This window comes from Enterobacter cloacae complex sp. 394F7 (assembly GCF_057320385.1).
The window spans coordinates 1-17,923 of record NZ_JBXWCS010000012.1 but is presented as its reverse complement, the minus strand read 5'-3'; the positions used below and the strand labels follow the sequence as shown (position 1 = coordinate 17,923).

General features: G+C 54.6%; 20 protein-coding genes. 4 read left to right on the top strand and 16 right to left on the bottom strand.

Annotated elements, in window-relative coordinates; all coding sequences use genetic code 11:
* Positions 1-9 precede the first annotated feature (9 nt).
* From yfhb to murQ, 3 genes are read right to left on the bottom strand one after another with little or no spacing between them, the layout of a single operon-like run.
* Positions 10-645 carry a phosphatidylglycerophosphatase C gene (gene yfhb, locus AC2FAK_RS17365; protein ID WP_095455392.1) on the bottom strand — a complete coding sequence of 212 codons (636 nt, stop codon included), beginning with the start codon at positions 643-645 and terminating at the stop codon, positions 10-12.
* Positions 646-648: 3 nt separating this feature from the next.
* A complete protein-coding gene (locus AC2FAK_RS17360) occupies positions 649-2,010 on the bottom strand; it encodes a PTS transporter subunit EIIC (RefSeq protein WP_023620110.1) in 1,362 nt (453 codons plus the stop codon).
* 13 nt (positions 2,011-2,023) lie between these two features.
* Positions 2,024-2,917 carry an N-acetylmuramic acid 6-phosphate etherase gene (gene murQ / locus AC2FAK_RS17355; RefSeq protein WP_057071611.1) on the bottom strand — a complete coding sequence of 298 codons (894 nt, stop codon included), beginning with the start codon at positions 2,915-2,917 and terminating at the stop codon, positions 2,024-2,026.
* Positions 2,918-3,035: 118 nt separating this feature from the next.
* On the opposite strand from murQ, the gene AC2FAK_RS17350 reads away from it, so the two are divergent.
* Positions 3,036-3,884, top strand: coding sequence for a MurR/RpiR family transcriptional regulator (locus tag AC2FAK_RS17350; protein ID WP_013098313.1), 849 nt, complete (start codon positions 3,036-3,038; stop codon positions 3,882-3,884).
* A gap of 56 nt (positions 3,885-3,940) precedes the next feature.
* Positions 3,941-4,201 carry a YfhL family 4Fe-4S dicluster ferredoxin gene (locus tag AC2FAK_RS17345; RefSeq protein WP_020690052.1) on the top strand — a complete coding sequence of 87 codons (261 nt, stop codon included), beginning with the start codon at positions 3,941-3,943 and terminating at the stop codon, positions 4,199-4,201.
* On the opposite strand, the gene acpS is transcribed toward AC2FAK_RS17345, so the two are convergent.
* The 12 genes from acpS to rseD form a co-directional block, all read right to left on the bottom strand.
* Entirely contained in the window at positions 4,198-4,578 is a 381-nt protein-coding gene (gene acpS, locus AC2FAK_RS17340; RefSeq protein ID WP_013098314.1) for a holo-ACP synthase, read from the bottom strand. The two genes, AC2FAK_RS17345 and acpS, sit on opposite strands and share 4 nt — an antisense overlap.
* The gene (pdxJ, locus tag AC2FAK_RS17335; RefSeq protein ID WP_013098315.1) at positions 4,578-5,309 is read right to left on the bottom strand and encodes a pyridoxine 5'-phosphate synthase; all 732 of its coding nucleotides are present in this window, start codon (positions 5,307-5,309) and stop codon (positions 4,578-4,580) included. Before pdxJ ends, acpS begins: the two co-directional genes overlap by 1 nt.
* 75 nt (positions 5,310-5,384) lie before the next feature.
* Positions 5,385-6,092, bottom strand: coding sequence for a DNA repair protein RecO (gene recO / locus AC2FAK_RS17330; protein WP_013098316.1), 708 nt, complete (start codon positions 6,090-6,092; stop codon positions 5,385-5,387).
* A 17-nt stretch (positions 6,093-6,109) separates the two neighbouring features.
* Complete coding sequence (gene era, locus AC2FAK_RS17325; protein ID WP_013098317.1) at positions 6,110-7,015, bottom strand: GTPase Era; 906 nt, start codon at positions 7,013-7,015, stop codon at positions 6,110-6,112.
* Positions 7,012-7,692, bottom strand: a complete 681-nt coding sequence (rnc, locus tag AC2FAK_RS17320; protein WP_003860711.1) for a ribonuclease III — start codon at positions 7,690-7,692, stop codon at positions 7,012-7,014. Before rnc ends, era begins: the two co-directional genes overlap by 4 nt.
* Positions 7,693-7,914: 222 nt before the next feature.
* Entirely contained in the window at positions 7,915-8,889 is a 975-nt protein-coding gene (lepB, locus tag AC2FAK_RS17315; protein WP_013098319.1) for a signal peptidase I, read from the bottom strand.
* Between the two features lie 15 nt (positions 8,890-8,904).
* Positions 8,905-10,704, bottom strand: coding sequence for a translation elongation factor 4 (lepA, locus tag AC2FAK_RS17310; protein WP_013098320.1), 1,800 nt, complete (start codon positions 10,702-10,704; stop codon positions 8,905-8,907).
* 185 nt (positions 10,705-10,889) lie between these two features.
* Positions 10,890-11,366, bottom strand: a complete 477-nt coding sequence (gene rseC / locus AC2FAK_RS17305; protein WP_038420411.1) for a SoxR-reducing system protein RseC — start codon at positions 11,364-11,366, stop codon at positions 10,890-10,892.
* Complete coding sequence (gene rseB, locus AC2FAK_RS17300) at positions 11,363-12,316, bottom strand: sigma-E factor regulatory protein RseB (protein WP_013098322.1); 954 nt, start codon at positions 12,314-12,316, stop codon at positions 11,363-11,365. Before rseB ends, rseC begins: the two co-directional genes overlap by 4 nt.
* Positions 12,316-12,966: an anti-sigma-E factor RseA gene (rseA, locus tag AC2FAK_RS17295; RefSeq protein ID WP_023620106.1), complete on the bottom strand. Its 651-nt coding sequence runs from the start codon at positions 12,964-12,966 to the stop codon at positions 12,316-12,318. The genes rseB and rseA overlap by 1 nt, the downstream gene beginning before the upstream one ends.
* Before the next feature lie 31 nt (positions 12,967-12,997).
* A complete protein-coding gene (gene rpoE, locus AC2FAK_RS17290) occupies positions 12,998-13,573 on the bottom strand; it encodes an RNA polymerase sigma factor RpoE (protein ID WP_006176728.1) in 576 nt (191 codons plus the stop codon).
* The gene (rseD, locus tag AC2FAK_RS17285; protein ID WP_225368419.1) at positions 13,570-13,650 is read right to left on the bottom strand and encodes a rpoE leader peptide RseD; all 81 of its coding nucleotides are present in this window, start codon (positions 13,648-13,650) and stop codon (positions 13,570-13,572) included. Before rseD ends, rpoE begins: the two co-directional genes overlap by 4 nt.
* A gap of 349 nt (positions 13,651-13,999) precedes the next feature.
* On the opposite strand from rseD, the gene nadB reads away from it, so the two are divergent.
* Positions 14,000-15,619 carry an L-aspartate oxidase gene (gene nadB / locus AC2FAK_RS17280; protein WP_013098324.1) on the top strand — a complete coding sequence of 540 codons (1,620 nt, stop codon included), beginning with the start codon at positions 14,000-14,002 and terminating at the stop codon, positions 15,617-15,619.
* Here nadB and trmN read toward each other — a convergent pair.
* Complete coding sequence (gene trmN / locus AC2FAK_RS17275) at positions 15,604-16,341, bottom strand: tRNA(1)(Val) (adenine(37)-N(6))-methyltransferase TrmN (protein WP_013098325.1); 738 nt, start codon at positions 16,339-16,341, stop codon at positions 15,604-15,606. The genes nadB and trmN overlap by 16 nt on opposite strands.
* A gap of 132 nt (positions 16,342-16,473) precedes the next feature.
* Between trmN and srmB the strand changes: the two genes are divergently transcribed.
* Complete coding sequence (srmB, locus tag AC2FAK_RS17270) at positions 16,474-17,802, top strand: ATP-dependent RNA helicase SrmB (RefSeq protein ID WP_013098326.1); 1,329 nt, start codon at positions 16,474-16,476, stop codon at positions 17,800-17,802.
* Positions 17,803-17,923: the final 121 nt, after the last annotated feature.

Sequence of the window (17,923 nt, the reverse complement as noted above, 5' to 3'; positions counted from 1 at the left end):
TGGATAAAACTATTCGAGTTGCTGAAGTTCACCCGCAGGCGTGACGCGCCAGCGGTGCTGGCAAAAATAGAGCAGCGGGTTGTCCTGCTTACTGTCACTGTAACCGCTATACAGGCGCAGCGGCGTGCCAATGCGCATCTCCAGCTGGGCCACCTTTTCATGCCCCAGACAGCGCATGCTCAATACCCACCCGCCGTAACCACGAGAGATCTGCGTGGCGATCAGGTTCACTCTCGGCAACCACGGCGTATCAAAATAGACCTGCTCTACCAGCGACTGCGGCGAGCCGGTAATCAACCAGATATCGGCGTCGTTCGCATCGAGGTAGCTGGTCAGCCGTGCCTGCACAACCGGAAACGCCGTCACATGATCGCGAAACCAGTGCGCAAAGTCTTGCTCAAGCTGTTTGAGCCGGGCTTCACTGTGGCCGAAGGTACAGCCCCAGAGCAGCAGGCTCATTGGCCAGCGCGCTGCCCGGCCTTTCACCAGCAGCGCAAGGCCAATCAGGGGTAACAAAGGTAAGACGAGCAGTGCGTTCAGGGGCTGACGCCGCAGCAGGTAGCGCATAAACGTACCGAACATATCCTGCTGATGTAGCGTTCCATCCAGGTCGAAAAAGACAACACGACGCTCGTGATTAGCCAAACCTTACTCCTCTGGGTCGTTGAATCCTGCCAGCCAGGTAAACAGGAACCCGGCGATCACCGCTACCAGATAGCCTAACAGATAGAGCATGACTTTTCCGGTCACGATGGTGAGCGCCAGCGGTAAACCTGAGAGTCCAAAGGTGATAACAGTGGCAACTTTCCAGTAGCTGATTAGCGCCCCGCCCACCGCCCCGCCCAGACAGGCCGCGAGAAAAGGCTTACCGAGCGGCAGCGTGACACCAAAAATCAGCGGCTCGCCAATGCCCAGCAATCCAACCGGTAGCGCCCCTTTAATCACTTTTTTCAGGCGCGCGTTACGGGTTTTCATCAGCACGGCAATCGCCGCACCAACCTGACCTACCCCCGCCATCGACAGAATGGGCAGCAGCGCGTTATAACCATGAGCCTGCACCAGCTCCACGTGGATCGGCACCAGCCCCTGATGCAGGCCGGTCAGCACCAGCGGCAGGAAGGTCCCTGACAGCACAGCGCCCACTAATAACCCGCCGCGATCGATAGCCAGAGAAGCGCCGTGGGCAATCACCTCAGAGATCCAGCCGCCCAGCGGCTGCAGGGCCACAATCGCCACACAGCCGGTGATAAGCGTGGTCAGCAGCGGATTGAGGATCAGCTCAATGGAACCGGGCAGAGCGGCGCGCAGCTTTTTCTCAATCCAGCACATCAGGATGACCACCAGCAGCACCGCAATCACCCCGCCGCGCCCGGGCTGGAGAGCCTCGCCAAACAGGGTTATCTGCGCAAGCTGCGGGCTGGAGAGAATACCGGCCATCACCCCGCCCATCGCCATTGAGCCGCCAAACACTTTGGCGGTGTTAACCCCAACCAGAATGTTCATGATGGCGAAGACAGCGCTACCAAAGATCCCCAGAATACCGAGCAGGTTCGGATAGTGCGTGGCAAAATCGCCGACAATATCCGGCCGCTTGAGGATATTGATGATCCCGGTGATCAACCCGGAGGCAATAAACGCCGGAATAAGTGGAATAAAGACGTTTGCCAGCTGTCGCAGCGCATCGCTCATGGGGGCTTTGTATTTGGCCTTCGCCTGCGCTTTGGTGCGCTCGGCATCGTCAACCGGCGCGGCCGCCCCTCCGCCCATCAATGCGCGCATGGCATCAACGACCTGCGCCGCTTTTCCCGGCCCGACGATCAGCTGATGCTGCTGCCCCTGCTTAACGTATCCGCTGACGCCAGGAAGCTGCTTAAGATGCGCGATATCAAGCTGGTCGTCGTCATGCACCTCGACGCGCACACGCGTCATGCAGTTTTCCAGACGCTGAATGTTCTTCTCTCCGCCGATCCCCTGCAAAATATGGCTGGCGAGCGCTGCTGTTTTTTCCATACACGCCTCTGTGTTAGTTTTCTAATGCCGCCCGTAAGAATCCATTATGCTCGGCAAGCCTGGCTCGCGCGGCGGCGGCATCCAGCCCGCTCAGGATCATCAGAATGGCCGGTTTCACATCGTGATCGGTTTGTTGGAGTACGGCTTCCGCCTCTTCGCGGCTCGCACCGGTCGCTTCCATTACCATGCGACAGGCCCGATCCACCAGCTTGACGTTGGTGGCCTGCATATCCACCATCAGGTTCTGGTACACCTTGCCGAACTTCACCATCGCGCCGGTGGAGATCATATTGAGCACCAGTTTTTGCGCGGTCCCGGATTTAAGGCGCGTGGAGCCGGTGAGCGCTTCGGGCCCGACAACCGGCGAAATAGCGATGTGGGCCACCTGCGCAATGGGCGAGCCTGGATTACAGGAGATAGCCACGGTAGTGCAGCCCGTCTGATTGGCATATTCCAGGCCACCAATGACGTAAGGTGTGCGCCCGGAAGCGGCCAGTCCGACCACCAGGTCGTTTGCGTTGAGGTTAAGCCCTTTCAGGTCATCTTCACCGAGCTGTTTGTTGTCTTCCGCCCCTTCTACCGCCTTCAGCAGCGCGCCAGGCCCACCGGCAATGAGACCGACCACCAGCCCGTGCGGAACGCCGAACGTAGGCGGACATTCAGAGGCATCCAGCACGCCGAGTCGTCCGCTGGTTCCGGCGCCCATATAAATAATGCGGCCCCCCGCCATGAGCGCCTGTGCCGCAGCATCGACGGCCTTCGCCACCTCTGGTAATGTCTCTTTCACTGCCAGTGCGACCAGCGTATCCTGTTGATTAAAACGGTTAACCAGCTCCAGGGTGGAGAGAGCATCCAGATCCATGGTTTGCGGGTTACGCGTTTCTGATACAAGTGAGCCAAGATTCATCTTTTTTACCTCTGGAATTTTTAATTCATAATAATCGCACTATAATGGAATATAAAATTCATTCAGGCGAGCAAAATTCGTATTTGCGCAGACAATCACATTTTCGCCAGGAGAACGTATGAACTGTTTAATTCGCATTCGCCAGCGTTATGCAGGCTTTGCTCAAAGCGACAAAAAGCTGGCGGATTTTTTGCTTTCTCAGCCCGACCATGCCCGCCATCTCAGCTCTCAGCAGCTGGCAAGTGAAGCGGGTGTGAGCCAGTCCAGCGTGGTAAAATTTGCCCAGAAGATTGGCTTTAAGGGCTTCCCGGCCCTGAAACTGGCAATCAGCGAAGCCCTGGTGAGTAACCCCAATCCGCAATCCATGCCGGTGCATAATCAGATCCGTGGCGATGATCCCATGCGTCTGGTGGGCGAGAAGTTAATCAAAGAGAACGTCGCGGCCATGCACGCCACTCTTGATGTCAACACTGAAGAAAAATTACTGGAAAGCGTGGCAATGCTGCGTGCGGCACGACGGATCATTTTGACCGGTATCGGCGCGTCCGGGCTGGTGGCGCGTAATTTTGGCTGGAAGCTGACGAAAATCGGGTATAACGCCATCGTCGAACAGGATATGCATGCCCTGCTGGCGACAGTGCAGGCCATGGATCCTGACGATCTGCTGCTGGCGATCTCCTATACCGGGGAACGCCGCGAAATCAACATGGCCACCGACGAGGCCCTGCGTGTGGGTGGTAAAATTCTGGCTATTACCGGTTTTACGCCCAATGCACTGCAGCAGCGGGCAACGCGCTGCTTGTATACCATTGCCGAGGAGCAGGCCACGCGCAGCGCGGCTATTTCGTCCACCAGCGCGCAAATGATGCTGACGGATCTGCTGTTTATGGCGCTGGTGCAGCAGGATCTGGAGCATGCGCCTGAGCGGATTCGTCACAGCGAAGAGCTGGTAAAAAAACTGGTTTGAACAACGAATGAGCGTATAATGCCCGCCCTGTTTGTGTTGTTTCTGAGAATTTCCTGATGGCGCTGTTAATCACCAAAAAATGCATCAACTGCGATATGTGCGAACCGGAATGCCCTAACCAGGCCATTTCGATGGGCGACAGCATTTATGAGATTAACACTGACCGTTGCACCGAGTGCATTGGCCACTATGAGACGCCGACCTGCCAGAAGGTGTGCCCGATCCCCAATACCATCCTGAAGGATCCGGCACACGTCGAAAGCGAAGAGCAGCTGTGGGATAAGTTTGTCCTGATGCATCACGCGGACAAACTTTAACTCTCGATAATCACCGTTGCGCTGGCATAGTGCCGTTCATCCGCGATTGTCACGTGCATGTGCGCCACGCCGAGTTTCTCTGCCAGCTTCAAGGCCTCGCCCCATAAACGCAGGCGCGGCTTACCCAGTTCATCGTTAAACACTTCAAACTGGTTAAACGCCAGACCGTTACGAATACCGGTGCCAAAGGCTTTGGCCGCTGCCTCTTTAACGGCAAAGCGCTTGGCCAGGAAACGTACCGGCTGCTGATGCGCTTCCCAGATGGCCCATTCGTTATCGCTCAGCACGCGCCTTGCCAGACGATCGCCACTACGGGCGATCACCGCTTCAATGCGGGCTATCTCGACGATGTCGGTACCTAAGCCCAAAATAGCCATTACTGACGCGCTTCCAGCATCAGGCGTTTCATTTCTGAAACCGCCTCTTTCAGGCCACTCATCACCGCACGGCCAATAATGGCGTGGCCGATGTTCAGCTCATGCATTTCCGGCAGGGCGGCGATGGCTTTAACGTTGTGGTAGGTCAGCCCATGCCCTGCGTTAACCTTCAGACCCAGGCTCGCGGCGTAAGTAGCCGCTTTCGCGATACGCTCCAGCTCTTTAGCCTGCTCGGCATCGTTTTTGGCATCGGCGTAGCAGCCGGTGTGAATTTCAATATACGGTGCACCCACGTCAGCCGCCGCTTTTATCTGCTCCGCATCAGCGTCAATGAACAGAGAAACCAGGATACCCGCGTCCGCCAGGCGTTTGCAGGCATCGCGCATTTTGTCACGCTGCCCCGCCACGTCCAGACCGCCTTCGGTGGTCACTTCCTGACGCTTCTCCGGTACCAGGCAGCAGAAATGCGGTTTGGTGTCACAGGCAATCGTCAGCATCTCTTCCGTGACCGCCATCTCCAGGTTCATTCGGGTATCCAGCGTCTGACGAAGAATACGCACGTCACGGTCAGTGATGTGGCGGCGGTCTTCGCGCAGATGAACGGTAATGCCATCGGCGCCAGCCTGCTCAGCAATAAACGCCGCCTGAACCGGATCGGGATAAGCCGTACCGCGAGCATTACGCAGCGTGGCGATGTGATCGATGTTGACGCCTAACAGTAATTCAGCCATGACAATCCTCGGTATTTTGATTCATTTTCCTTCCCTCTCTCCCTCCGGAAGAGGGCTGGGGTGAGGGATAAAACGTTAACGTTTCGGCATAAACTGCCTGAACAATTCGCGGCTCTTCAGGGGTTTGCCCCCAAGATACGGCTTGAGCGCAATCCGGGTAAAGCGTTTTGCTGCACGAAGGGTATCCTGGTCCGGAAATTCGCGCTCATACAGCGCCCGGAGCTGGCGTCCGGTAAAGGTGTTGTTATCAATCACGACGCTGGCGATAAACCCTTTTTCTTCCCGATACCGGTAGGTCATCCCGTCTTCGACCTCGTCTCCACTCCCCGCACAATGCAGAAAATCGACGCCATATCCCAGGTGACCCAGCAGCGCCAGCTCAAAACGGCGCAGGGCGGGTTCAGGCGAACCGGTTGCGCCAGCAAGGGCCTGGATACAGTGCAGATAATCGAAGAAAAGTTCAGAGAAGCGAGTCTCATGTTCAAGAACGCGTGAAATGAGTTCATTGACGTACAGACCGCTGTAAAGCGTGATGCCAGAAAGGGGAAGCGCCAGAGAGACGGCTTCAGCGCTGCGCAGGGTTTTGACTTCCCCTCGCCCGCCAAAGCGGACCAGCAGCGGCGTAAAGGGCTGTAAGGCGCCTTTGAGGTTGGAACGTTTGGAACGTGCGCCTTTTGCAACAAGGCGCACGCGACCCGACTCTTCCGTGAAGACGTCCAGCATCAGGCTGGTTTCGCTCCAGGGACGACTATGCAGAACAAAAGCGCGCTGCCAGCCTTCCATTCGTGCGTCGTCTTGGTTTACTGATCTTCGCCGTAACCGAGGCTGCGCAGAGCACGCTCATCATCGGCCCAGCCAGATTTCACTTTCACCCACAGCTCCAGGTGAACCGGTGCTTCAAACATCTCCTGCATGTCTTTACGGGCTTCGATACCGATGGTTTTGATCTTGGCGCCTTTGTTGCCAATGACCATCTTCTTCTGCCCTTCACGCTCAACGAGGATCAGGCCATTGATGTCGTAACCGCCACGCTCGTTACTCTGAAAACGCTCGATCTCTACCGTCACGGAGTACGGCAGTTCTGCGCCAAGGAAACGCATCAGCTTTTCGCGGATGATTTCAGAAGCCATAAAACGCTGAGAACGATCGGTGATGTAATCTTCCGGGAAGTGATGAGTCGCTTCCGGCAGATGCTTACGCACGATACCGGCGATGGTATCCACGTTCAGACCGGTCTCTGCAGACAGCGGAACGATGTCGAGGAAGTTCATCTGGCTACCCAGCCACTGCAGGTGTGGCAGCAGATCGGCTTTTTCCTGTACGTTATCCACTTTGTTGACCGCGAGGATCACCGGCGTTTTACCGTCACGCAGCTTGTTCAGGACCATTTCGTCGTCCGGCGTCCAGCGGGTGCCTTCCACAACGAAAATAACCAGCTCCACGTCACCAATCGAGCTGCTCGCCGCTTTGTTCATCAGGCGGTTAATGGCACGCTTCTCTTCCATGTGCAGGCCTGGGGTATCGACGTAGATCGCCTGATACGCGCCTTCAGTATGGATACCGACAATGCGGTGACGCGTGGTCTGTGCCTTACGCGAGGTGATCGAAATCTTCTGCCCAAGCAGATTATTCAGCAGGGTGGATTTACCCACGTTCGGACGTCCGACGATGGCAATAAATCCGCAATAGGTTTTTTCTTCGCTCATTCCAGCTCCAGCATTTTTAACGCCTGTTCGGCGGCAGCCTGTTCAGCCTTACGACGGCTTGAACCTGTGCCCACCACCGGTTCACTCAGGCCACTGACCTGGCAATGGATGGTAAATTCCTGATCGTGCGCTTCACCACGCACCTGCACCACCAGATAAGATGGCAGCGGGAGGTGACGACCCTGCAAATATTCCTGCAAACGCGTTTTCGGATCTTTTTGTTTATCGCCCGGACTGATTTCATCCAGACGGGTCTGATACCAGTTCAGGATCAGTTTTTCTACGGTCTGGATATCGCTGTCCAGGAACACGCCACCGATTAATGCTTCAACCGTATCGGCAAGAATAGATTCACGACGGAAGCCGCCGCTTTTCAGTTCACCCGGCCCAAGACGCAGACATTCGCCCAGTTCAAATTCGCGTGCGATTTCCGCAAGGGTGTTACCCCTTACCAGCGTGGCGCGCATGCGGCTCATATCACCTTCATCCACACGCGGGAAACGATGATAAAGCGCATTAGCAATCACGAAACTCAAAATAGAGTCACCTAAAAATTCGAGGCGCTCATTGTGTTTGCTGCTGGCACTGCGATGGGTTAATGCCTGTTGCAACAGCTCCTGATGATGAAAAGTGTAGCCCAGCTTCCGTTGAAGCCGATTAATTACGATGGGGTTCATGCGATACCAATAAATGAATGCGTCAAAAATGCAGCACACGAAACCGACCTGAGAAAACCAACGCGGTTTCGTGTGCCGTGGCACCCTTGCAGGGCCAACCTTAAACTTCGGGGGAATATTCTATACACAACGACAGGGGATGTCGTTAGTTCGAAGAGATTTATCGCTGAAATAATTCACGTAGCCGCTAATTAAAGCGACTACGTGTTCAATTATTGAGAATTAATGGATCCCGCCAATACGATTCAGGCGTACCCCGGTCGGCCATTCGCCTTCCTGTTTCTCAAAACTCATCCAGATTGCGGTTGCTTTACCCACCAGATTCGCTTCCGGCACAAAGCCCCAGTAACGGCTGTCCGCGGAGTTATCGCGGTTATCGCCCATCATGAAGTACTGTCCCGGCGGTACGATCCAGGTGGCCAGCTGCTGACCTGGCTGTTTGTAATACATTCCGACCTGATCCTGCGCAATTGGCACGGTCAGGATCCGGTGCGTCACATCACCCAGCGTCTCTTTACGTTCAACCAGACGAATACCGTTCTCTTTGGTTTCATCTTTCGGCACCTGGAAGAAACCGTTGGTCGCTTCGCCGCCGTTACGACGGGCAAAGGTCTGCACAAAATCACTTGGCTCAACGTTTGAGTAGGTGATTGGCAGCGCGTTTTCACACGCGGTACCGGAGCTGCAGCCAGGCTGAACGGTCACTTCTTTGGCAACCGGATCGTAGGTGACTTTATCACCCGGCAGACCCACCGCGCGCTTGATGTAGTCAAGGCGTGGATCGTCCGGGTATTTAAACACCACAATGTCGCCACGTTTCGGATGGCCCGTTTCGATCAGCGTTTTCTGGTAGATCGGATCTTTAATGCCATAGGCAAACTTCTCGACCAGAATAAAATCACCAATCAGCAGCGTTGGCATCATGGAGCCTGACGGGATCTGGAACGGCTCGTAAATAAACGAACGCACCACCAGCACAATCGCCAGCACCGGGAATACCGATGCCCCGGTCTCCAGCCAGCCCGGTTTCGGGCCAACTTTCTTCAGGGTTTTCGCATCAAGCCCATCACCTGTGGCTGCCTGCGCGGCAGCCTGACGTTCACGGCGTTTTGGGGCGAAAATAAACTTATCCAGACACCACAACAGACCTGTCACCAGGGTAGCGATGACCAGGATCAGGGCAAACATGTTCGCCATGCCAACTCCTTAGGGTTATTTGCCGTCTTTACCAACATGCAGAATGGCAAGGAATGCTTCCTGCGGCAGTTCGACGTTACCGACCTGCTTCATACGCTTCTTACCTTCTTTCTGCTTCTGGAGCAGTTTTTTCTTACGGCTGACGTCACCGCCATAGCATTTCGCCAGAACGTTTTTACGCAGTTGTTTCACGGTAGAGCGGGCAATAATGTGGTTGCCGATGGCCGCCTGAATCGCGATATCAAACTGCTGACGCGGGATCAGATCTTTCATCTTCTCAACCAGCTCACGGCCACGGTACGGGGCATTGTCGTTGTGGGTGATCAGGGCCAGCGCATCAACACGTTCGCCGTTGATCAGCACGTCCACACGTACCATGTTCGAAGCCTGGAAGCGTTTGAAGTTGTAATCCAGTGACGCATAGCCACGAGACGTAGACTTCAGACGGTCGAAGAAGTCGAGAACCACTTCCGCCATTGGGATTTCGTAGGTGAGCGCAACCTGGTTACCGTGGTAAACCATGTTGGTCTGAACGCCACGTTTCTCCACGCACAGCGTGATAACGTTACCCAGATATTCCTGCGGCAGCAGCATATGACACTCTGCGATAGGCTCACGCAACTCATCAATGTTGTTCAGCGGCGGCAGCTTGGACGGGCTGTCGACGTAGACGATCTCTTTGTTGGTGGTCTGCACTTCGTACACTACGGTCGGCGCGGTGGTGATCAGATCCAGATCGTATTCACGCTCCAGACGTTCCTGAATGATCTCCATGTGCAGCAGACCAAGGAAGCCGCAGCGGAAGCCGAAGCCGAGCGCCGTGGAGCTTTCTGGCTCGTAGAACAGCGAGGCATCGTTCAGGCTCAGCTTGCCGAGCGCATCACGGAAGTTCTCGTAGTCGTCAGAGCTGACCGGGAACAGGCCGGCATAAACCTGTGGTTTCACCTTTTTAAAGCCTGGCAGCGCTTTTTCTGCCGGGTTACGCGCGCCGGTCAGGGTATCGCCCACTGGCGCACCGAGAATGTCTTTAATGGCACAAACCAGCCAACCCACCTCGCCGCATTTCAGCTCGGTACGGTCAACCTGTTTTGGTGTGAAGATCCCGAGACGGTCTGCGTTATAGACCTGGCCGGTACTCATCACCTTAATTTTGTCGCCTTTACGCATGGTGCCATTTTTAATACGCACCAGCGAGACAACGCCCAGATAGTTATCGAACCATGAGTCGATAATCAGCGCCTGCAGTGGGGCATCCGGGTCACCTTCTGGTGGCGGAATATCACGCACCAGACGTTCCAGCACATCGGTAACGCCCACGCCGGTTTTGGCCGAGCAACGCACGGCATCGGTCGCGTCAATTCCGACGATATCTTCAATCTCTTCCGCTACGCGCTCAGGGTCAGCGGCTGGCAGGTCGATCTTGTTCAGAACCGGCACCACCTCGAGATCCATTTCCATCGCCGTGTAGCAGTTTGCCAGGGTCTGGGCTTCTACGCCCTGCCCCGCATCCACCACCAGCAGCGCGCCTTCACAGGCTGCCAGCGAGCGAGAAACTTCATAGGAGAAGTCAACGTGGCCTGGGGTGTCGATAAAGTTCAGTTGGTAGGTTTCACCATCAGCCGCCTTGTAATCGAGCGTGACGCTCTGCGCTTTAATGGTGATACCACGTTCGCGTTCCAGGTCCATGGAGTCCAGAACCTGGGCTTCCATTTCACGATCAGACAGGCCACCGCAAATCTGGATAATACGGTCAGACAGCGTCGACTTACCGTGGTCAATGTGAGCAATGATCGAAAAGTTACGTATGTTCTTCATATAGTTAAATAATTATGCCTTACGAATTCCTGGAGGCCGCTGTTCTTAGCCTGACGTTTTTCAGTGCGAAAACGCAGCATTCTACACTACATCTCCGTTACCTGGAAATGCACTTAGCGCCAGGTATAGCGTGAAGAAATGGTGTTTTCTTTTTTAAGATGTAAATGATGATAAAGCCCGATGGATCACCGGGCCTCAGAGGAGAGCGTCTCAACACGAAGTTGGTCTGGTGCCAGCCCTACGCTGAGAATAACAGGCTGCCACGCTTCGCGGGCTGCGAGCCTTGGGGAGAAACCTTTGGCAAGCCAGAAACCACCCACACCTCCCAATGCTGCGCCGCACATGGCCGCCGCATCGGTACCAAACAGCATCTGAAACACGCCGCCCATCACAAAGAGCCCCACCAGCGGGGAGAGATAAACCAGCATTGCGGAACCCAGCAGGCTGCCTTCGGCAATGCCCAGTTCCACCTTCTGTCCTGCCACCAGCGGTTGCTCACTTGGCACGGAAAGCGTGTGCGAGGTTTGCGGCCCGAGCTTATTTAGCACGCGGCTGCCGCAACCCGCCCGGGATGCACAACTGTTACAGGAGGCCTTTACATCACAGCTTACCAGCGCAACACCGTCCTGCCATGATACAACCGTAGCCCACTCTTTAATCATTGTGCAGCCCTGAATTTGATGCTGTCAGAAATACGCTTCGCCGTTTGAGGGGGTAATTCGCCGACGATGGTGATCTCCGCGTTGTCGCGTACCGTGGTACTGACTGTTCGACGTCCGGTACGCAGCATTTGTTCGGCACTGTTTGCCGTCGCGCGATTGATGTTCACCGAGAAGCTGAACAAGCCATCGGAGTAAAGGCGCGATTCAACCGGCGTTTCAATGGTAGGCAGTTGTCGGCGGCTGCTTGATACTTCCGTAAAGCCTTGCGGGATCCAGGAAGGAACCCAGTTGAAATTCACGGAATCTCCCGCCGGAACGGAAAGCAGCGGCGGCAGGCTGGCTTTCGCCAGATTCTGCATGCTATTACCCACCTGATTATTGACGCTAAAGGAGATAACGCGGAACTGTTCCAGCGTTTCGCCATCGCGATCAAGCAGGTCTACACGCATAGGGAGCTTGGTTTCGGCATCAATCCAGACAATGTAGCTGTAACGCGTCCCGTCGCGGGCGACAACGCGGATCACTTCACACAATCTGTCAGCGATGCGCGTACGCCCTACCGAAATAAAATCGTAGTAAGGGGCAAGGCGCTTGAAGTCGGTGTAGATGAGCGATGGCAGAGAATCAACGATATAGTCGCCATTGAGGGTAAAAGGCTCCAGGCCTGGCTCGAAATAGCTGATTTCGTTACCACGCTGAACCACTTCCCGACGCGGGCCATCCATCTGTAAAAGTTGCGCGAGCGGCTGATTATCAAGACGGGCATGGCGATAGCGTAACGACTCGACGCCCTGCTTATTGATGCTGATAAATGCCAACTCGTAATTGAGTGACTGGCTGGCCAGATTCATTTGCTGCAACAACGCCCCGGATGAAACATCAGCCGAGGCGTTGGCAGAGAAGAACAGGCTACCCGCCATCAGAGACATGGCGAACCAAAGTTGCTTCATTACTGCGATTGCGTTCCTAAAGTTTGGTTTCCTGGCACCTGCACAGCAGCCTGCTGGGTTTGTGCCTGCTCAAACTGAAGCTGTTCTGAGTGCAGACGACGCTGCAACTCATAATCCTGCAACATCGCATTAATGCGACGGCGCTGCTCCTGAACCTGCTGTTGCTGACCGCCACTGGCGGAGGCATCAGCCGGTACACCCAAACTTACCGGGCTGGCTTTGCCCATCATCGGCAGTGTATTGAACACTGGCGCTTCTGGCTGCTGATTAGTTTCAGACTGAGTATTATAGTGCTGGACGCCAACGATAACTGCAAGCGATACGCATGCCGCCACACCCATTTGGGTAAGTTGACTGGCCCACGGACGCACCTTCTGCCAGAATGGCATTTTCTGCCACTGGTGTGGTGCAGGTTGAGCTTCAGGAATCAGCGGAGTGGTCTGATGAACAGGCTCATTCTCAATAGCCGCCATCACGCGGGCTGAGATATCGAAATGGATAACCTCGCTGGTGTCACCACGAAGGGTGTCACGGATGAGATGGTAACTCTCCCAGGTCTCTTGCATTTCGGGAGAATGAGACAACTCGTTGAGCAGCTCACTATCCAGCGTTTCACCATCCATTAAAGCGGAAAGTTTTTCTTTCTGCATGCCTAATACCTTTTCCAGTATCCCGCTATCGTCAACGCCTGATAAGCGGTTGAACTTTATTATCAATAGCTTCTCGCGCACGGAAAATTCGTGAACGTACCGTGCCGACCGGACAATCCATGATAGCGGCTATCTCTTCATAGCTCAGACCATCAAGCTCCCGTAACGTAATTGCCATGCGTAAATCTTCCGGGAGCGACTCGATCGTGCGAAAAACAATTTGTCTCAGTTCTTCTGACAACATTAAGTTCTCAGGGTTCGAAATTTCTTTCAGCGCACCGCCACTTTCGAAGTTTTCGGCGTCGATTGCGTCCACATCACTTGAAGGCGGACGACGGCCCTGAGCGACCAGATAATTCTTTGCCGTATTGACCGCAATACGGTACAGCCAGGTATAAAAAGCACTATCTCCCCGGAACGAGTCCAGCGCGCGATAGGCCTTAATAAAAGACTCTTGTACAACATCAGGCACATCACCTGACGGTACATAGCGGGAAACCAGACTCGCCACCTTATGCTGGTAGCGCACCACCAGTAGGTTAAAGGCTTTCTGATCTCCCTTCTGGACCCGTTCAACCAGGACCTGGTCCGTTAACTGCTCGCTCATCCGAGGTAATGTCTCCCCAAACCAAAATTCCACGCGTTATCGAAACGCCACTCTACAAATCCCGCACTTTTGAGCAAGCACCGAGTTGGAGTGTCTATTCTTCAATAAGTTCCGTAACGCCTTTGTTTTTGTTCATCGCGTCACAGACTGTTTATTTTCTCTCATTATAAGTCTGTTCACGATACATACCCACTTTCTGACTTCAAACATCTCTTATCCGGTCAGAAGAGTAACGCAACCCAGGCTTTATTTCACCACAAAATCTGACGCTAACGACCTGCTTCGCAAAATATTTTCCTTCTTTTACATGCCGGAAATCCGCGCATGCGCGTTTAGTCACTGCAACTGAGAATAAAAAAAACGTGCGATATCTCGCACCGGAGTGCTATTCTGCCCAAACACTGTTTAGTAAATTAAACAAAAATCATGAACACAACACCTGAACTACATTGTGATGTACTGATCATCGGTAGCGGTGCGGCAGGACTCTCGCTGGCGCTGCGTCTGGCTGAGCATCAGAGCGTAATTGTTCTGAGTAAAGGACCGATGAGCGAAGGCTCCACATTTTATGCCCAGGGCGGAATTGCCGCCGTGTTTGATGAAACAGACAGCATTGCGTCACACGTCGAAGATACGTTGATTGCCGGAGCCGGGATCGTCGATGAACATGCTGCGGAATTTGTCGCCAGCAATGCGCGTCACTGCGTCCAGTGGCTTATTGACCAGGGTGTACTGTTTGATACTCAGGTTCAGCCAAACGGCGAAGAGAGTTACCACCTTACCCGCGAAGGCGGACACAGCCACCGCCGGATCCTGCACGCTGCAGATGCCACCGGTAAAGCGGTGGAAACCACCCTGGTCAGCAAGGCGCTCAGCCATCCTAACATTCGGGTGCTTGAGCGCAGTAATGCCGTTGACCTGATTATTTCTGACAAAATCGGCCTGCCAGGCACGCGCCGGGTGGTGGGAGCCTGGGTCTGGAATCGTAACAAAGAAAAGGTCGAAACCTGTCAGGCGAAAGCCGTGGTGCTGGCAACAGGTGGCGCCTCCAAAGTATATCAATACACCACCAACCCGGACATTGCCTCTGGTGATGGTATCGCCATGGCCTGGCGCGCCGGGTGTCGTGTTGCCAATCTTGAGTTCAACCAGTTTCACCCGACCGCGCTGTTTCATCCGCAGGCGCGCAATTTCCTGCTGACGGAAGCCCTGCGCGGTGAAGGCGCGTATCTGAAGCGCCCGGACGGCTCACGTTTTATGCCGGACTTTGACCCGCGAGGCGAGCTCGCGCCGCGTGATATCGTCGCCCGCGCTATCGATCACGAGATGAAACGTCTTGGCGTGGATTGCATGTATCTGGATATCAGCCACAAACCGGCTGAGTTTGTCCGTCAGCATTTCCCGATGATTTATGAAAAGCTGCTCAGCCTTGGGATTGATCTGACGCGCGACCCGGTACCGATTGTGCCAGCCGCTCACTATACCTGTGGTGGCGTCATGGTTGACGATCATGGCCGTACGGACGTGGATGGTCTGTATGCCATCGGCGAGGTGAGCTATACCGGGCTGCATGGCGCGAACCGCATGGCATCCAACTCGTTGCTGGAGTGTCTGGTTTACGGCTGGTCCGCAGCGGTGGATATAACCAAACGCATGCCGTATGCCCGCCACGCTGAGCACTTACCAGCCTGGGATGAGAGCCGCGTGGAAAACCCGGATGAGCTGGTTGTGATCCAGCATAACTGGCATGAGCTTCGGCTATTTATGTGGGACTACGTTGGCATTGTACGCACGACGAAGCGTCTTGAGCGAGCCTTACGCCGTATCACCATGCTACAGCAGGAAATTGATGAGTATTATGCCAATTTCCGCGTTTCCAACAATCTGCTGGAGCTGCGTAACCTGGTGCAGGTTGCCGAGTTGATTGTTCGCTGCGCGATGATGCGTAAAGAGAGTCGGGGTTTACACTACACCCTGGATTATCCCGACACGCTGCCTGAATCCGGCCCGTCGGTTCTCTCCCCGCAGCGTCACATAAACAGATAAAATGCCTGGGTCAGCGCAGTGTAATCTTCGGAGTAACGCTGGTCTGGCCCACGGATAACCATCCTGTCGTTAAAACATTCACCCTCTTTTGGCGAAAGCGCCAGCAAGACCCGGTGTGGTAACCGCCCTTCCGTATCCGAGATATCGGTTCGCAGCCGTAAGTTCCAGCCCATCTCACGTGCGATCTCAATAAAGGTATTACCGGTGCTTTCGGGAAGTACCACGCAGAAGAACCCTTCTTCGGAAATTAAATTCGCTGCGCTGGTTAACAGGGCTTTATGATCGAGCGAACCGGTATAGCGAGCCTGTTCGCGCTCAGGCGTACCGCACTCCACGCCGGGCGCGTAGTAGGGAGGGTTACTGACAATCAAATCATAACGCGCCGTTTGCTCTGGTGCCCAGGCCAGTACGTCCGCGCATTCAACTTTTATTCGGGTTGCCCAGGGGGATTCGAGCGCATTTTCACTCGCCTGCCCTGCTGCCTGTGCATCCAGTTCAACCGCATCAATGGTGACATGTTCATCCGTGCGCTGAGCCAGCATTAATGCCAGCAGACCACTGCCGGTGCCAATATCCAGAATGCGCTTAACCCCTGCGACAGGCGCCCACGCTCCCAGTAGAATACCGTCTGTACCGACTTTCATGGCACAGCGATCGTGAGCAACAAAAAATTGTTTAAACGTAAAACCATCGCGGCGCAATTGCGCTTTGAGTTGAGACATGTCAGAGCAACCTTCTAAGTGAAACTGGAGTAGCATAGGGGAAAGCGAAGTGGCCGAAAAGCGATATCCATACAAACAGATGAAGATTACAGCCGTAACGTCTATAATCAGCGCCCCACACAGAGGTAGAACATGACTGTAACGACTTTTTCCGAACTTGAACTCGATGAAAGCCTGCTCAATGCACTTGAGAGCAAAGGCTTTACACGCCCGACCGCCATTCAGGCAGCGGCCATTCCGCCTGCGCTTGAGGGCCGCGATGTGCTCGGTTCTGCGCCAACCGGCACGGGGAAAACAGCAGCCTACTTGCTGCCTGTGTTGCAGCACCTGCTCGATTTTCCTCGTAAAAAATCAGGCCCGCCGCGTATTTTGATCCTGACGCCTACCCGTGAACTGGCTATGCAGGTTGCCGATCACGCACGCGAGCTGGCAGCGAATACCCATCTGGATATCGCAACAATCACCGGCGGCGTTGCGTATATGAACCACGCCGAAGTGTTCAGCGAAAACCAGGATATCGTCGTTGCGACGACAGGCCGTCTGCTGCAATACATTAAAGAAGAGAACTTTGACTGCCGCGCGGTAGAAACCCTGATTCTGGACGAAGCCGACCGTATGCTGGACATGGGCTTCGCGCAGGATATCGAACACATCGCCGGTGAAACGCGCTGGCGCAACCAGACAATGCTCTTCTCTGCCACCCTCGAAGGGGACGCGATCAAAGACTTCGCAGAGCGCCTGCTGGAAGATCCGGTGGAAGTGTCGGCAACGCCTTCTACCCGTGAACGCAAGAAGATCCATCAGTGGTACTATCGCGCGGACAACCTTGAGCACAAGGTTGAATTGCTCAAGCACCTGCTGAAGCAGGAAGAGGCCACCCGCACTATCGTCTTTGTGCGTAAGCGCGAGCGTGTGCATGAGCTGGCTGAAATGCTGCGTAATGCCGGGATTAACAACTGCTACCTCGAAGGCGAGATGGCACAGATCAAACGTACCGAAGGCATTAAGCGTCTGACCGATGGCCGCGTTAACGTGCTGGTGGCAACAGATGTTGCTGCACGCGGGATTGACATTCCGGACGTCAGCCACGTGATCAACTTCGATATGCCGCGCAGCGGTGATACCTATCTGCACCGCATCGGCCGTACCGGCCGCGCCGGGCGCAAAGGTACCGCGATCTCCCTGGTTGAAGCGCACGACCATCTGCTGCTGCAGAAAATTGGTCGCTATATCGACGAGCCGCTCAAGTCCCGCGTTGTCGATGGCCTGCGCCCAACCACGCGTGCACCGAGTGAAAAAATGACGGGCAAACCGTCTAAAAAAGCACTGGCGAAACGTGCGGAGAGAAAAGAGAAAGAAAAAGAGAAGCCGCGCGTGAAGCAGCGTCATCGCGATACCAAGAATATTGGTAAACGCCGTAAGCCAAGCGGTACTGCGTCAGAAGCGAAAACTGAAGAGTAAAAAAAAGCCGGGAAATATCCTAATGCCGATCGTTTAAGGATCGGTTGACCGATCCGGTGGCTGGTGTAAAAAGGGTTCATGTTCATCATGGACCCTTTTTTAAATGGAACTTTCACAAGCC

What these genes read in the sequence shown, in the direction of transcription:
- AC2FAK_RS17360 (WP_023620110.1), bottom strand. Translation starts at nt 2,010, where the DNA reads ATGGAAAAAACAGCAGCGCTCGCCAGCCATATTTTGCAGGGGATCGGC.
- murQ (WP_057071611.1), bottom strand. Translation starts at nt 2,917, where the DNA reads ATGAATCTTGGCTCACTTGTATCAGAAACGCGTAACCCGCAAACCATG.
- AC2FAK_RS17350 (WP_013098313.1), top strand. Translation starts at nt 3,036, where the DNA reads ATGAACTGTTTAATTCGCATTCGCCAGCGTTATGCAGGCTTTGCTCAA.
- AC2FAK_RS17345 (WP_020690052.1), top strand. Translation starts at nt 3,941, where the DNA reads ATGGCGCTGTTAATCACCAAAAAATGCATCAACTGCGATATGTGCGAA.
- acpS (WP_013098314.1), bottom strand. Translation starts at nt 4,578, where the DNA reads ATGGCTATTTTGGGCTTAGGTACCGACATCGTCGAGATAGCCCGCATT.
- pdxJ (WP_013098315.1), bottom strand. Translation starts at nt 5,309, where the DNA reads ATGGCTGAATTACTGTTAGGCGTCAACATCGATCACATCGCCACGCTG.
- recO (WP_013098316.1), bottom strand. Translation starts at nt 6,092, where the DNA reads ATGGAAGGCTGGCAGCGCGCTTTTGTTCTGCATAGTCGTCCCTGGAGC.
- era (WP_013098317.1), bottom strand. Translation starts at nt 7,015, where the DNA reads ATGAGCGAAGAAAAAACCTATTGCGGATTTATTGCCATCGTCGGACGT.
- rnc (WP_003860711.1), bottom strand. Translation starts at nt 7,692, where the DNA reads ATGAACCCCATCGTAATTAATCGGCTTCAACGGAAGCTGGGCTACACT.
- lepB (WP_013098319.1), bottom strand. Translation starts at nt 8,889, where the DNA reads ATGGCGAACATGTTTGCCCTGATCCTGGTCATCGCTACCCTGGTGACA.
- lepA (WP_013098320.1), bottom strand. Translation starts at nt 10,704, where the DNA reads ATGAAGAACATACGTAACTTTTCGATCATTGCTCACATTGACCACGGT.
- rseC (WP_038420411.1), bottom strand. Translation starts at nt 11,366, where the DNA reads ATGATTAAAGAGTGGGCTACGGTTGTATCATGGCAGGACGGTGTTGCG.
- rseB (WP_013098322.1), bottom strand. Translation starts at nt 12,316, where the DNA reads ATGAAGCAACTTTGGTTCGCCATGTCTCTGATGGCGGGTAGCCTGTTC.
- rseA (WP_023620106.1), bottom strand. Translation starts at nt 12,966, where the DNA reads ATGCAGAAAGAAAAACTTTCCGCTTTAATGGATGGTGAAACGCTGGAT.
- rpoE (WP_006176728.1), bottom strand. Translation starts at nt 13,573, where the DNA reads ATGAGCGAGCAGTTAACGGACCAGGTCCTGGTTGAACGGGTCCAGAAG.
- nadB (WP_013098324.1), top strand. Translation starts at nt 14,000, where the DNA reads ATGAACACAACACCTGAACTACATTGTGATGTACTGATCATCGGTAGC.
- trmN (WP_013098325.1), bottom strand. Translation starts at nt 16,341, where the DNA reads ATGTCTCAACTCAAAGCGCAATTGCGCCGCGATGGTTTTACGTTTAAA.
- srmB (WP_013098326.1), top strand. Translation starts at nt 16,474, where the DNA reads ATGACTGTAACGACTTTTTCCGAACTTGAACTCGATGAAAGCCTGCTC.